Source organism: Legionella lytica (assembly GCF_044626755.1).
In the GTDB taxonomy this organism is placed as follows: domain Bacteria; phylum Pseudomonadota; class Gammaproteobacteria; order Legionellales; family Legionellaceae; genus Legionella; species Legionella lytica_A.
Map to the genome: position 1 here is coordinate 875,547 of NZ_JBGORX010000001.1, position 13,747 is coordinate 889,293.

The following is a 13,747-nucleotide window of genomic DNA, read 5'->3' on the forward strand; positions in this document are numbered from 1 at the left end:
TATTTGACAACGGTATTAAAGAAAGATTATTCCAGTTTCCTAATGGGCTCACCTCAATTAATCGATACACTCGGAGGACGTGATTTCCTCCGAAACCTTATGTAAATATTTGTAATGAGGCTTAAACTTAATTGGACTCCACCCGCACAGCAGCCATACCCTTCCCACCAGGTACCCCCATAATGAGCAAGTTACCATTTGTTGAATCAAAAACAGGCGCAGCTGCTGCACCGATTCCCCAAGCGGTTCCAGAAACAGCCTGAGTTGATACAGGAACTCCTGTTCCTGTAACCAATAAAGCTAAATTAGTTACAGGAATCGTCGGAGCTAGATAATGCACTGGAGCTGTTGCATTGATTGCAGGCACCGGAGTGCTTGTAGTTGCATCATAGATAATGGTACTCGTTGAGCCGATAATTGTGCGTAAGGTGGTTACTGAAACCGAAGTGATATCTGTGCAGTGAGTTGCTGAATGGGCCTTTTGGGCGTCCCATTTTACCACGAGAGAGCCGTTAAAATTTAACATCTGCCGCAATGAGCAAGCACCAATATGATCAGAAACCTGAACGAGAATACTGGTGGCTGTAGACCCCACATTTATCCCATTAGCCAAACTATTAATAATGGTAACTTTCCCTGAAGTAACCGCACTCAATGCGGTTCCAGAAACTAACATAAAAGCCATAGCTAACTTGACAAATTGACACCCTCTATTATCCATAATTAACTCTCTTCTTTTATTATTCAGACACATAGGGCAGAACACCGTAAAGACGTGCAGCTTGCTCCGCTTGAAATCCAGCTAGCCCCATTCCCCCAGGTACTCCGACAGTAGTTAATGCACCATTTTTTATATCAAAAACCGGAACTACTGCCGCATTAATCCCCCATGTAGTTCCTGAAACCGCCTGGTTAGAGCCTGGATTGCCCGTTCCTGTGACCATAAGAACTAAATTAGACATCGGATTAGTTGGGGCCGTATAGATAGTTGCACCACTAGCTGTAAGTGCTGGTACAGTTGTAGTCGGTGTAACATCGTAGACAATAGTATTTAGGGTGCCTACATAACCCTTCAAAGGAGTTACCTTGACAGAGGTAATTCCTATACATTGGGTAATTGAATGCGTTTTGGTAGAATCCCACTTAACGATCGTTGAACCATTATAATTCACTGTTCGTGTTGTAGAACATAACCCCACAGCATCTGAAACTTGAACATTAATATTTGATGCGGTAGTCCCCGTCCCTGAAACTGATTCATTGGCTAAGCCATTAATAATAGTAATCTGTCCCGAGGTAATGGCACTAAACACAGATTCTGAGGCTAAGAACGTCAATGCAATAGCAAATCTTTTTGCTCTTATATTCATAATAAAATTGTCCTTAAATTTCCCGCATCAATAAGCCAAAAACTAATCTGGCAGCAGAATTAACCTCCTTGCAAAAACTGTTCCAGTCATAAAAAATGCCTACCCTAAATATTAACTCATTACTGCGCAAGGGGATAATAATGACACTTAGAAATCAATCATTAGTTATAATGATGTGTTCTTTATCTATAACAGCGACTTGTTCGCGGAGTCTTGCCATTTTATTCTAGACTTGGATCAAACCGCGTGACGTGGTTATACATTTAATGAATAAGTTAATTTGGTCTGGATGGTGCCAAGAGAGGGTTTCAAGAAACAGCCCAAACAGCGCCACAACCTCAAAAATTAGCGATCTTACTCTCTTGATAGACCTCAGAAATACGAGTTCCATCCCACATATAACGGAGATGGCAACCCTGCCTGGGTAAGGTTAACGCAGGGGGTCTAAAGACCGCCATGCATAATCCTTCTGCCTTTCGAATACTTGGATAAAGCAATCCCCAATACTTTTCATCATGAACCTTTTTTCCAAAAGCCTGGCTTTTATCGTAAAACATTGGATCTGGGTTTAGTAAATCACCATACTCACCACTTCTCAAATCAATTAATGGCTTTTTAATTTGGGCGATGTATTCACGCATAGTTATTGCACAAGGTTTTTCCTGGGATGCACTATAAAATCGTTCCCGATGAAAGACGGTTTCTTTTATTGCGGTTTCTAATGAACACGCAGCATAATAAATACCGTAACTACCATCAGTAAAGCGAGAGGGTTGGCCAATATGAGTAAATGCGGCCATAAGTGGTGTGGAACCTAGGCCCCCTATCCAATCCTCTTTAGGGATTACATTTATGCGGCCAAGTTCAGCCTGTATACGCTCGTTCGTTAATCCCTCAAGTAAAGCGATTTGCTCCAGCTCTTCCTCACTGTCAGCCCAATCAAACAAAGAAATGGGAGGAAATTTTGAAGGAACCAGTCGATGCACATTTTTGTCATAATTGATGGATGAATGCATTTAATATCCTCGCCAAAAGTCCAAAAATTTTCGCACATCAGCAAGACGAACGATCCCCCCTTCTAACATGTATTCTTTTGGGGTTAGTCCATTAAATGGCGGTAATGTATTTTTACGATTAATCCATGTTCTTGCCTGCTCGGCATCATCAAATAAAATGCGTAAATCCTTATAAATCCCTAAAAGATAAGAAACACGCTCCTTCTGATCTCTACTTAGCTTTGAGCGATGAGAAGTGTAAGTTGAGCGCGGCATATCCCCCATAAGAATACGTGCCTCAGACTCTTTAAGGTCAAAACGCTCAACCAAATTAAACAAAGATTTCCATACAACTTCATCAGGGATTGTATTGATGGGGCTTGTACTAGCATGCATACCAATCACCATGTTTATTACTATTTATATATAAAATAGTAGTACACATGGAGACAAATGTCCATACAAATACATATTGATATGCATTTCAGGATCAAAAAATAAGGTGATTACCCCTCAGCCTTTGACTTAGATTAAGGAAAAAAGAACCAATTTTATATAACGTCTCGAAGAAGGAGCGGTGGGCAAGTGAACAAGTACCTACCACTTTTATACCCCATTTGAATGCAGGCTAATCCAATCCTCATTAAGTAAATTAAACAGCTCTTCAGGCTGGATATTCGAAGTATCCTGGTATTTAAGCCATTCATTAATCACAAAGCGTTGATACGCTGAATCCAAAGCATAGACGCCTTTTTTTATTTGCGGGCTCTTAAAATACTCGGATGCCTGCAATACAGCGGCCAAAACCAAAGATCGCGTTAATTGAATATCATTTGCCGGAACCGATTCTCCTGAATGATCAAAATTAACCGGGAAACCTCCGCGAAGAAGATGAATAGTGGATCCAAATTCAGTATGGTATTCAATATCATCCAAAGGCTCATGTTCTTTTAACGAGTACTGATTAATCATGTGCAACAAAGATAAATATTCTTTATCTTCGGAGGAACAACTAATTAATACTTTATTTGAAGTGGATAAGCGAAATTGCTCCAAGCGCCCTTCAGATATATCGCGTCCGCTGCACCCAAAAATGTAATCAGACTCAGCAATAAGTGCCGAGAGATCGTGCGTGCACAGAATATTAGGTTTTCCGTGAATCGACTGCAATTTTCCGGGATTAATGTCATGAACAATCAACCTACACCCCAATGAGCGTAATCGATTAGCAACCGCTTCACCAATTGAGCCTAATCCAACCACACCGAAAATAAAATCATTAATATTTTCAGGTAAATACGAAACTATTTTATTCACCACCGCTTCGGCAATCAAAGGCGATTCAAGGAATCGTTTTGCGGCACTATTCGCCACATCAATAATAGGTATAGGTGGAACTCCATGTTTTTCATTATTAATAAAGCCTGCGGTAGTTTTTTCTATTCCGAGAACCTTATATTGCTGTAACAGCATGAGAGGAACAAAAGCAATCGCATGCCCTCCATGGTCCAGAATCAGGATTTCCTTAACGTCTTCCTTTTTGATTTGTTCGACCATGCCAGCCCATAACCAGTTTATATCACGAATAAAACTATAAGAATAACGACCAATATTCGTTTGCATGGAACAGGGTTGATAATGAACACCCTTCTTGATTAAGGCAGAAACAACTGCTTCACATTCAGAATAGCGTTTGCCAAGAATAAATATGTTTTTAGGTTTAGCCCCTAACCTTATTAAACCATCAATCACATTAATTGAGGTTTGTAATGGATGATGAACATAATAAATGGCAGTTTTTTTAAAAATGTCACTTTTTCCATCAGCAAAGGCTTTCTCTAATAAAGCATCCATAACAGGTAAGTTAATTTCTGGAAGCGTTAAAGAGTCACTTGATGTATTGGTATTGCCAAATAGACTTTGATCAGAAAAGACCATTTCCATATTCCCCTCTTTCTCCATAAACCTTAGAAACAAAGGCTCGTATAATTATTATACTTACGTAATATTATTTAATCAAACCCGTGTGATACAAATAGATTGCCCTGCAAAAAACTGCTATTGAGAGTCTGCTAACTATTGACTATTATTTAAACATGCTCTGCAAAAAATAGCTTGTGAGATTAACCTAATGAGAAATACAGTATCCCAAGATCCTGCTGTAAAAAAACTACTCCAACGAGTTAAAGAATTGGAGCTCACTATTAAGGTACAACAAAATAAAATCAGCCAACTGGATGCAGAAAGTTTTCAATTAAAAAATCTTATAGATAATCTTCCTGGCGACATTTATTGGAAAGATAAAAATGGCATTTGGTCTGGTGTGAACAAACGAGGGGCGCAAAGCTTAAATCAAATGGGCTTTATTACTGACCGTGCTGATGTAATTGGCAAGTCAGACTATCAATTATTCAGTAAAGAAACCGCCGATGAATATCGAAAAAATGACCTTGAAGTCATGGCAAACAAAGTCGAAATTACTCGCGAAGAAGTCAACCAACTACCTAATGGTGAAACCTTGGTGCAGCTTTCTGCAAAAAGACCTTTATGGGATAAAGATGGCAATGTGGTCGGTGTTGTTGGCAATACTATTGATATTTCCTATTTAAAAAAAATTGAAGCCGAATTAAAAACGGCCATGGAAAAATCAGAAATAGCCAATAAAGCCAAGACCGAATTTCTAGAAAACATGCGTCATGATATTCGCACCCCATTAACAGGTATTGTCGGTTTTGCGGATATACTGAAACTGGAGTCCGATAATCCCCAAATTAAAGAATATGCCGAAAATTTAGTGGCCTCAAGCCACGCATTACTTGATCTTTTGGATGAGGTATTGGAGGCTGTCCGGGTCAGTTCTGGAGAAATCCCCAAACTGAAGAAAAAATTTGATTTAAAAAAATCATTACAACAAATTATTGATTTAAATCGAGCCAAAGCAGCTCAAAAAAAGCTGGAGCTTACTCTAAATATTGATCCATTAATTCCTGCTCATTTAATTGGTGATAAAATTAGAGTGCATCGAATTGTTCTCGAGCTCGTCGCCAATGCCTTAAACTTTACAAATAATGGTTTTGTTCGACTCAGTGCAGAGCTTGCTAAACGAAACAATAGGGAGCTAATCATCAAACTGATTGTCGAAGATTCAGGGATAGGCGTTCCCCCAGAACGACAACAAGAAATTTATGTTCAATTCACTCGCCTTACTCCTTCATACCAAGGCATTTATAAAGGCGCAGGCCTTGGACTTTCAGTAGTAAAACAGTTTATTGATGAGCTCGGAGGGGAAATTTATCTGGAAAGCGAACCCAGAAAAGGGTCTAAATTTATTTGTATCATTCCTTTACAAGAACCCTTGCTTAATGATGATCTAGGACTTGATGAGGAGTGTGACGCTCCGAAAATACCAAACTATTCCGAAGAGCTTTCAACACCTCATAGTGATTTAAGTACCCATGAGTTTCGTGTTCTAGTTGTTGAAGACAACCCCATTGCGCAAACCGTGGCTAAATCCATTCTTAGCAAACTAAATTGTAATACCGAAATCGCGGAATCTGGAAGACAAGCAGTAGCACTTTGGAAAAGCAGATACTATGATTTAATATTTATGGATATTGGCTTACCTGATTTAGATGGTTATGAAGTAACACATCAAATTCGAGTGCAAGAATTGCCACGAAAAACCCACACCCCAATCATAGCCCTGACTGCACATATTGGCGATGAAAACAAAAAACGGTGTATTGAAGCCGGCATGAATGCCGTGCTAACCAAACCTTTGAGCATAAAAAACTGTTCCGACATTCTTGATGCGTTTATCCCAGGACACCAAAAGAAAGAGGATGACTCTCAAACCGCACAGTATTTAGCTGATTTACCCAATACCGTAGAGTATCTATTTGATCTAAGCGAGTACCCTCTATTAGATATTGACGAAGGCATTAAGACCACGGGGAGTCAAGCCATCTTGGCCGAAATGCTTAGTTTACTGATTCAGGATTCATTACCCAAAGATTTGCAGCTCATGGAAGAGGCTCATCAAACCCCTGATTGGGATAAAATTCAGCAACTTGCCCATAAAATTAAAGGGGGCGCTATTTATGTGGGTACCGTGAAAATGAAAATAGCCAGCCAATATCTCGAGCGCTATTGGAAAACAGGACACTCGGAATTGCTAGAGGAATTATATCAACAAGCGATTACAGTAATTAATGAGAGTATGCAGGAAGTGAGCCGTTGGTTGAGTACTCATTAGTGGTTTAAATACTTTCGTGGAGGTTTCATTTCGTGATTATTAATGCACCTGCTGAGATTACAGTAGCATCTCCATTATAATACCTATATTTATTAGCCATACACTCGACCGCGGTATCCGGACTTAGCCAACGTCCTACTCCCTATTCTTATGGATACCGCCGTAACTCGAGATCTAATTAAAATGTTATCGCGAACTAAAAATCCTTAACCTCATCACTGGGCGTGAAAGGATCAGCGGGCTCGCCAGGAATTTTTCGCGACTCATTTGCCCATTCACCAAGATCAATTAATTTACACCGATCAGAACAAAAGGGTCTAAATTTATTATCTGGAGTCCAGGTATTGGGTTTGTCGCAGGTAGGACACTTAATTTTCTGTGGATTCTTCATAAGTACATTTATTTGTTTATATTAGAACACATAGTATATATCAAGCCTTATAAATGAATAAATCTTAAATATTAATTTATATTTCCCCAGGTGATATGTAACAATTAGAAAAAGAATGTCATCCCGAGATGTGACGCATTCACATAATTTATTACTGTAATTAGGATATGTGCACCGAATGGACGTTACCAAGCTTCTTATTAATTTTGGATTTTCAATCAGTTTAATTGCAAATGCTCTTTTATTTATACCTCAAATCATTTCCATTTTAAGGCATCAGTCAGTACAAGGCGTTTCCTTACTAACCTTCGCAGGATTTAATGTCATCCAGTTTTTTACTGTAGGCCACGGATTAATCGAAGGAGATTATTTACTCGTTGCAGGTTATATATTCAGTTTAATTACTTGTGGCGCAGTTACCTTACTGATCATTTATTTTAGATACATTAAAAGAGTATAAACCGGCATGAACACAGAGCGTAATGTTAGCATATTGGCCCTGCTTCCTTACTCGACCGAGGAAGCCGAGCTCTTACATAAAAAACAGAAGCTTGATAATTTGTACTTTTTAAACGTTGTTGTAACCCTTGCAATTACAGCACTCGAATCTTTTTTAAAGGGACAGCTTACAGCATTTGATGCACAAGTAGGCGAAAACCTATGTCAAATCAGGGCCTATAAGATTATTCATCTCTGTTATAAATGGTTACACTCCGAAAGTTCTTTAAATCAATTCAAAAAAGAATTAGAAAAAATAAATTCCTATAAAGCACATCTAAACCAACTCATTGGACACTGGGAAGAGGCTGTTAAACACTCAGTGACTTACAATAAACATTTAGATGCACCAGAAAAAATTTCGACCTTTTTAAATCGTCATCAATTATTAATTTCGCTCCACAGTGAAATCGTATTTATTTATCTTTCCTGGTTTTTGACCCATTTTAATGTCCGCGAAGATCATATTCCTATTGCCATCAACTTGGAGTATATTGCTCGAGAACTTAAAATATCCAAATACAGAGCAAAACGGCTTACACACAAGTACCAACAATTAATTTGCGAATTAGGATGTGACTTTATTATCACGATTAGCCAAGCCCTTCCAGACACATTGCGTCTGAAGGAACTGTTACCACAAGTATGCAAAATTGCTGATGAAAATCGAGCGGTACTCCCCTGTTACATCAGCAGCGAGGTTATTTTTCATCATAATATTTTACAAAAAATCCCAATGATTTTGATTACTAAGCGCTACGATAATCACCAAAAACTAATAGACATTGTTTACTTTTTAATCGAAGGTACTGAGCTGAAACAATATAATTTAGCCACGCAAATCGACTTAGCAAAGCCCTATTGTCTCGTTGTTCAGGGACAGGTACTTAATGCAACCGAAACCATTAACGCCTACATTCAACGCATTATGCAAATAAGCCCTTTAACAATAATCTTGGCAAATACGGCAAGCCATCCTCAATATTCAGGTAAACGGCTTCAAAATTTACGTGAAAACCCTTATCGCGATTTAGTGAAAAATGAACTAACAACTCTGCATCAGACTCGTTTTAATGAGATGAAAAAAATCGCATTAGTAAACGGATGCTCTAAAGAAAACCAAACCACCTTTTTTCTAAAACATATTTATGCGAGCCAGTTAAAATCAGAAATTGAAGAGCTCGAGTCTCAATACATCAATTTGGCCTTTAATGCCTCTGATGTTCAACAACTTAGTGATAGTCATGTTAATTAAAAAACAAAGAGTGATGAAAAAACGATTTGATTTATACAGTCAAGTCATAGAACGGATGCCAGTGCATATTTATTGGAAAGATAGACACTTTAATTACATTGATTGCAATAAAGTCTTCGCAAAATATTTAGGACTTGCCGCTCCTAAAGAAATTATTGGCCGCTCAGATTATGATTTTCTTTGCATTGACGAAGCCAACAGAATCCGCGAGAACGACAAACAAGTCGTAACTTTCGGTAATATATGTATTTTTGAGGAAGAAATTGCTGATAATTTAGGGGAAAAAACAACCTATCTTACCCAAAAAATCCCCCTGTTTAACTCCTCAGGCGAAATTATTGGCCTAGCTGGAATTTCCATGAATATTACGAGCCGTAAGGCTCAGGAAGAAAAAGCGCATGCGGATAAAGAGGCAACTGAACATAGGCTATTTAATATCCTGAATAACTTACCTGGGCACGTCTATTGGAAAAATAAGGATTCAATTTATCAAGGTTGCAACCTGGCCCAGGCACAATCTGCCGGCTTTTCAAACCCAGAGCATATGATTGGCAAATCTGATTTTGACATGCCTTGGAGCCATGAAGCAGAATCCTTACGCGAAATGGATCTCTGCGTAATGCAACGAAAAGACGTGATTACTCGAGAAGAAGCATCGAAACTCGCTAACTCCGATAAAGTCTCCATATTCTTATCGAAAAAAGCTCCCCTACTCAATATTAATGGGGAAGTTGATGGCGTCCTTGGAATTTCATTCGATATTAGTGACCGCAAAAAAATGGAAGAAGATCTCGCCAAATCCCAAATTGCCGCTGAAGCAGCAAACCTGGCAAAAACAGAGTTCTTACGCAATATGGAGCACCAGTTAAGAACTCCTTTTAGTGGAATTTATAGCTTAATTGAATTTTTAGCATCCAAAGAAACCGACCCAGAAAAGAAAATGTATCTGAAAACAATTCATGAATCAGCAAAAGAGTTCGTGGATTTATTGAATGATATTCTCGAGTTTACTCGCAATGAGACAGGAAATTCGCCCCTTCTGGAAATGAAATTTAATCTTAACGACACCATATCACAAGTAGTCAAGCTAGAGCAGGCAACTGCCTTGGCCAAAGGAATTGATTTAACTTTAGATTACCCCAAATCACTTCCTGAAGTATTCTTGGGCGATCCGTATCGAATTAAACGCTTGATGATGAACTTAATTAGTAATGCGATTAAATTTACAGAACAAGGCCATGTCTCTTGCCAGGTTCGTTTAGGTGAGCGAACTGACTCGCGCCATTGGATTCTACAACTCATTGTTTCCGATACTGGAATAGGCATATCCGAAGAAAAGCAACTGTTAATTTATGAAAAATTCTTTCGTTTATTTCCTGCCAACCAAAATAAATACAAGGGAGCTGGTTTAGGACTATACGTAGTAAAACAAATAATTCATGAGCTTGAAGGAGAAATAGAAGTCCAAAGCGAACTAAATAAAGGCACTACGTTTATCTGCACCTTACCATTTAAGATTCCTCTACTTTTTAATGACACGCATTAAAGTCTTTTCTTGAAAATTAGATTATTCTCAGTGAAAATCAATAAGAAACGTTCGCGATGGTGTTATTTGGATTAAAATAAGAAACACCGTCGTGATTATGTTCACACTGGCGAAATTTATACCCACAGGAAACACCTGCAGCAAACGTAAAGTATAGGGCATGCTCCTACTTTAAATAGAACTTAGACAATTGGATTTATTACAAGGCAAACAATGCTCAAATCTATTCGAATACTGCTCGTCGAAGACACGCGAATTGCCCAACTTGTTGTAAAAGCATATATGACTCATTTGGGATGTATAGTCGATATTGCAGAAGACGGGAAGTCAGCCATTGAAAGTACCACTCAAACTCAGTATGACCTTATTTTAATGGATATTGGCCTCGGAGATGGCCCAAATGGTTTTGAAACTACTCAATACATCAAAGCGCACAGCCCTTTAAATAAGGACACTCCGATTATCGCCCTAACCTCACATAGCGATTCTGATATCAGACAGAAAGCGACTGATGTTGGGATGATTTTATTTTTACGTAAACCATTTACCACTGCCTCTGCACAACAAGTCATGGATTATGTAAAAAATAACTCTGTCGTTAAATAGGGCAAATCCCCCAAGAAAATTAGCTATTACTCTAGTTTCAACATGGCAAACTATGGTATTTTTACCTTTGGAATTAAATAGATGGCTATTATCTGGAAATTCACTTGTATAGACAGACAAAATATCTGCCTAATTTATAAATTTAATACGGACGATTTTGTATGAAAAAAAATACACTTGTTTTAGCTTTATCAACAAGCTTTTTAATTGGTAATGCTTTCGCAGGAACCATGGGGCCAGTCCAACCGAACTGGAGATGGCTGGGCGAGTTTAGTGTTGGTCCTGCTTGGCAAAGTGGCGGTAAGACCCAATCGTTCTATCTTACTCCGGAGATCGAAAAAACCTACGCAGCAGATAAAGCAAACCATGCACTAGCTGATTTTGGAGTCCTTTTAGGCGCACAGTATAACCTAAATCCAACGTTGATGACTCAATTTGGACTTGCTGTAGGTGCCACAACAGACACCAGCCTATCTGGTGAAATCTGGGATGATGCCGATCCACAATTTAATAACTTCACTTACAGCTACAAACTCCAGCATACTCATATCGCGGCAAAAGCTAAATTACTTGCAGATATGGGCTATATCGTAATGCCTTGGGTCAGTGCTAGCGTAGGTGTAGGTTTTAATCATGCATATGCATTCAATAATGTTCCTGTTATTGAAGAAGCAGTTAAAACGCCTAATTTTGCAGGTCATACTCAAACAAGCTTTACCTATACAGTAGGTGCCGGTGTTCAAAAATCAGTAACGGATCATGTTCAAGTAGGTATTGGCTATGAGTTTGCTGATTGGGGCAAAAGCTCGTTGGGAAGAGCTCCTGGGCAATCACTGAATACCGGAATTTCATTAAATCACTTATACACTAATGGATTCATGGTTAATCTTACCTATGTAGGATAAGTAATTTGAGCTTGGATGCTCAAACTATGAGAAAAATACTCTCCCTCTGTCCCGTGACTTATCCCCGGGACAGAGGTAAATGAAAGCGAATTAAACCACTTAAGGGAATAACCATGTTAAGGAAAATTTTATGTGGTAGCGTTGTTTCTTTACTTCTAAGCAGTCCCTCTATTGCGGGATTCTATGTTGGTGCGGGTATTGGACCTGAGTATGCCCAATTTACTCAAAAAACCCATGTTTTTGATAATTACGGTAGTTTTAATGTTATTGATGAGCAGAATTTTTCTGGCGCCGGTATTTTTGGTACATTTTTCGGTGGCTACTCATGGACCCACAATTGGTTTTATTTAGCGGGTGAAGCTAATTTTAATCCCAGCTCCCTTCAATATAGATTAGTTAATAAAGAATACCTTCATAGAAATTTCGAGAAATCGTCATTTACTATTCACTATAGTGAAGGTATCAGTGCCCTTCCTGGGGTTTTACTGACTAAAGATGCTATTGTTTATGGACGCATTGGTTATGCAAATGGTCATGTACAGCTACACAATTCAGACCCAACCATACACAATTCAAAAGCAAATCGCAGTGGTGTTCGTTATGGTGTAGGTATGCGTTATAACCTATCAAATCAATGGACATTAATGGCAGATTATAGCCAAACCAATTATGAGAAATTCAAAAGCCACGTTTTCGAACCCAATGGCGGAGTTAGCAAAATTTCACGAATTTACCCCGTATCAGCTCAATTTGCCTTTGGAGTTATTTATAATTTTGAAAAACCAGCCGTTTTTGTTAAATAAATACCGGTAAGACTGAGGCAAGATTTTCCACACCTATAGTTCAGGATAAAATACTAGCGTTTCAAAACGCTAGTTCATTAAAACTTTGGGACCTCTATGTCCCTGAATTTCTTTACAATTTCATCCATAACCAAACATTTATTTCGATTAACTCTCTGAATCCACGTTTCCCACCCCAATATTGTTCTAAAATTTAACTAATAAAGCACAAAATGGATGCATCCTTTGTTAATTTTTAAAGGAGTATAAACATGCTGAACTTAGATACCGACATGATTTGCAATATTCTTGATAAAATGCGCCAATTTCAAGCGAAAGAAGAGGTTTCTTTTCCTGAAGTCACGGATGATATGGACGCATATTATGTTCTAGCCGATTATAAAAATGATGCAGTTTACGACGAAGCAGTTAATATTATTAATGACTTACGCGCTGACCAACAAGCAACCCTAGTGGCTTTAATGTATCTGGGACGAGAAGATTTTGATGTAAGTGAATGGGATACTGCCATTGAGTTCGCAAGCCAGGAGTTAACGGATCACACCGGTCAGTACCTTTTGTCTCGGCCTTTAGTCTCTGACTATATTGAAAATGCATTAAATTTATTAGGGCTTTCTTGTTCTGAATAAAAAAGTCTCGTAGCATAACTTCATCTCAATACACTGCATTATTACCGAGATAAAGAACATGCTATAGTGCAACATCCTAAAAATACACGATAAAAACACTATGCACGCAATGACTATTTACCACCATCCCAGATGCTCTAAATCGAGAGAGACTCTCGCATTACTGCAAGAAAAAGGCCTTGAATTCACGATTGTGGACTATTTAAAAACTCCGCTTAATAAAGATCAGCTAAAGGAGTTAAAAGCTCATTTCGCACTAAAAGATTTCGTGCGGATTAATGAGCCTGTTTTTAAAGAGCTAGGCTTGTCCCTGGAGAATGAAGAACAAATCCTCGAAGCCATGATAAAAGAACCCGTATTAATGCAGCGCCCTATTGTCACTTATAAAGGAAAGGCTATCATCGGACGCCCTCCTGAAAAGTTATTAGAGCTATTTTCTAATAGCTTTTGAATCAACCTTCGAGATTCCCGTATTACGTTGTGGAGCCAACTAT

The 13,747-nt window shown here is 38.5% G+C and carries 15 protein-coding genes; 9 read left to right on the forward strand and 6 right to left on the reverse strand.

Translation table 11 applies throughout. The annotated features are described in order from the left end of the window. Positions 1 to 127 precede the first annotated feature (127 nt). The 5 genes from ACD661_RS03625 to ACD661_RS03645 form a co-directional block, all read right to left on the reverse strand. The gene (locus ACD661_RS03625) at positions 128 to 721 is read right to left on the reverse strand and encodes a hypothetical protein (protein WP_400186372.1); all 594 of its coding nucleotides are present in this window, start codon (positions 719 to 721) and stop codon (positions 128 to 130) included. A 19-nt stretch (positions 722 to 740) separates the two neighbouring features. Then, entirely contained in the window at positions 741 to 1,370 is a 630-nt protein-coding gene (locus ACD661_RS03630; RefSeq protein ID WP_400186373.1) for a hypothetical protein, read from the reverse strand. A gap of 338 nt (positions 1,371 to 1,708) precedes the next feature. Continuing rightward, the gene (locus tag ACD661_RS03635) at positions 1,709 to 2,386 is read right to left on the reverse strand and encodes an RES family NAD+ phosphorylase (RefSeq protein ID WP_400186375.1); all 678 of its coding nucleotides are present in this window, start codon (positions 2,384 to 2,386) and stop codon (positions 1,709 to 1,711) included. Then, complete coding sequence (locus ACD661_RS03640; RefSeq protein WP_133135268.1) at positions 2,387 to 2,761, reverse strand: MbcA/ParS/Xre antitoxin family protein; 375 nt, start codon at positions 2,759 to 2,761, stop codon at positions 2,387 to 2,389. 210 nt (positions 2,762 to 2,971) lie between these two features. Then, positions 2,972 to 4,309 (reverse strand): NAD(P)-dependent oxidoreductase, encoded by a 1,338-nt coding sequence (locus ACD661_RS03645; RefSeq protein ID WP_400186377.1) that lies wholly within the window; start codon positions 4,307 to 4,309, stop codon positions 2,972 to 2,974. A gap of 187 nt (positions 4,310 to 4,496) precedes the next feature. On the opposite strand from ACD661_RS03645, the gene ACD661_RS03650 reads away from it, so the two are divergent. Then, positions 4,497 to 6,620 carry a response regulator gene (locus ACD661_RS03650; RefSeq protein WP_400186378.1) on the forward strand — a complete coding sequence of 708 codons (2,124 nt, stop codon included), beginning with the start codon at positions 4,497 to 4,499 and terminating at the stop codon, positions 6,618 to 6,620. A 196-nt stretch (positions 6,621 to 6,816) separates the two neighbouring features. Here the strand turns inward: ACD661_RS03650 and yacG are convergent, their stop codons facing one another. Continuing rightward, the gene (gene yacG, locus ACD661_RS03655) at positions 6,817 to 7,011 is read right to left on the reverse strand and encodes a DNA gyrase inhibitor YacG (RefSeq protein WP_400186380.1); all 195 of its coding nucleotides are present in this window, start codon (positions 7,009 to 7,011) and stop codon (positions 6,817 to 6,819) included. A gap of 178 nt (positions 7,012 to 7,189) precedes the next feature. Between yacG and ACD661_RS03660 the strand changes: the two genes are divergently transcribed. The 8 genes from ACD661_RS03660 to arsC all read left to right on the forward strand — a co-directional run bounded on the left by ACD661_RS03660 (position 7,190) and on the right by arsC (position 13,704). Then, positions 7,190 to 7,471, forward strand: coding sequence for a PQ-loop domain-containing transporter (locus tag ACD661_RS03660; protein WP_400186382.1), 282 nt, complete (start codon positions 7,190 to 7,192; stop codon positions 7,469 to 7,471). Positions 7,472 to 7,477: 6 nt separating this feature from the next. Then, positions 7,478 to 8,764: a hypothetical protein gene (locus ACD661_RS03665; protein WP_400186383.1), complete on the forward strand. Its 1,287-nt coding sequence runs from the start codon at positions 7,478 to 7,480 to the stop codon at positions 8,762 to 8,764. Continuing rightward, positions 8,754 to 10,310 carry a PAS domain-containing sensor histidine kinase gene (locus ACD661_RS03670; protein ID WP_400186385.1) on the forward strand — a complete coding sequence of 519 codons (1,557 nt, stop codon included), beginning with the start codon at positions 8,754 to 8,756 and terminating at the stop codon, positions 10,308 to 10,310. Before ACD661_RS03665 ends, ACD661_RS03670 begins: the two co-directional genes overlap by 11 nt. A gap of 213 nt (positions 10,311 to 10,523) precedes the next feature. After that, a complete protein-coding gene (locus tag ACD661_RS03675; RefSeq protein WP_400186386.1) occupies positions 10,524 to 10,916 on the forward strand; it encodes a response regulator in 393 nt (130 codons plus the stop codon). A gap of 161 nt (positions 10,917 to 11,077) precedes the next feature. Further along, positions 11,078 to 11,821, forward strand: a complete 744-nt coding sequence (locus ACD661_RS03680; protein ID WP_400186388.1) for an outer membrane protein — start codon at positions 11,078 to 11,080, stop codon at positions 11,819 to 11,821. Between the two features lie 113 nt (positions 11,822 to 11,934). Further along, on the forward strand, positions 11,935 to 12,624 hold the full coding sequence (locus ACD661_RS03685) for an outer membrane protein (RefSeq protein WP_400186390.1): 690 nt from the start codon (positions 11,935 to 11,937) through the stop codon (positions 12,622 to 12,624). A gap of 251 nt (positions 12,625 to 12,875) precedes the next feature. Then, positions 12,876 to 13,253, forward strand: coding sequence for a DUF3775 domain-containing protein (locus ACD661_RS03690; RefSeq protein ID WP_400186391.1), 378 nt, complete (start codon positions 12,876 to 12,878; stop codon positions 13,251 to 13,253). A 100-nt stretch (positions 13,254 to 13,353) separates the two neighbouring features. Then, entirely contained in the window at positions 13,354 to 13,704 is a 351-nt protein-coding gene (gene arsC / locus ACD661_RS03695; RefSeq protein ID WP_400186392.1) for an arsenate reductase (glutaredoxin), read from the forward strand. The last annotated feature ends 43 nt before the right edge of the window (positions 13,705 to 13,747 follow it).

What these genes read in the sequence shown, in the direction of transcription:
- ACD661_RS03650 (WP_400186378.1), top strand. Translation starts at nt 4,497, where the DNA reads ATGAGAAATACAGTATCCCAAGATCCTGCTGTAAAAAAACTACTCCAA.
- ACD661_RS03685 (WP_400186390.1), top strand. Translation starts at nt 11,935, where the DNA reads ATGTTAAGGAAAATTTTATGTGGTAGCGTTGTTTCTTTACTTCTAAGC.
- ACD661_RS03670 (WP_400186385.1), top strand. Translation starts at nt 8,754, where the DNA reads ATGTTAATTAAAAAACAAAGAGTGATGAAAAAACGATTTGATTTATAC.
- ACD661_RS03630 (WP_400186373.1), bottom strand. Translation starts at nt 1,370, where the DNA reads ATGAATATAAGAGCAAAAAGATTTGCTATTGCATTGACGTTCTTAGCC.
- ACD661_RS03625 (WP_400186372.1), bottom strand. Translation starts at nt 721, where the DNA reads ATGGATAATAGAGGGTGTCAATTTGTCAAGTTAGCTATGGCTTTTATG.
- ACD661_RS03645 (WP_400186377.1), bottom strand. Translation starts at nt 4,309, where the DNA reads ATGGAAATGGTCTTTTCTGATCAAAGTCTATTTGGCAATACCAATACA.
- ACD661_RS03635 (WP_400186375.1), bottom strand. Translation starts at nt 2,386, where the DNA reads ATGCATTCATCCATCAATTATGACAAAAATGTGCATCGACTGGTTCCT.
- yacG (WP_400186380.1), bottom strand. Translation starts at nt 7,011, where the DNA reads ATGAAGAATCCACAGAAAATTAAGTGTCCTACCTGCGACAAACCCAAT.
- ACD661_RS03665 (WP_400186383.1), top strand. Translation starts at nt 7,478, where the DNA reads ATGAACACAGAGCGTAATGTTAGCATATTGGCCCTGCTTCCTTACTCG.
- ACD661_RS03675 (WP_400186386.1), top strand. Translation starts at nt 10,524, where the DNA reads ATGCTCAAATCTATTCGAATACTGCTCGTCGAAGACACGCGAATTGCC.
- ACD661_RS03690 (WP_400186391.1), top strand. Translation starts at nt 12,876, where the DNA reads ATGCTGAACTTAGATACCGACATGATTTGCAATATTCTTGATAAAATG.
- ACD661_RS03660 (WP_400186382.1), top strand. Translation starts at nt 7,190, where the DNA reads ATGGACGTTACCAAGCTTCTTATTAATTTTGGATTTTCAATCAGTTTA.
- ACD661_RS03640 (WP_133135268.1), bottom strand. Translation starts at nt 2,761, where the DNA reads ATGCATGCTAGTACAAGCCCCATCAATACAATCCCTGATGAAGTTGTA.
- arsC (WP_400186392.1), top strand. Translation starts at nt 13,354, where the DNA reads ATGCACGCAATGACTATTTACCACCATCCCAGATGCTCTAAATCGAGA.
- ACD661_RS03680 (WP_400186388.1), top strand. Translation starts at nt 11,078, where the DNA reads ATGAAAAAAAATACACTTGTTTTAGCTTTATCAACAAGCTTTTTAATT.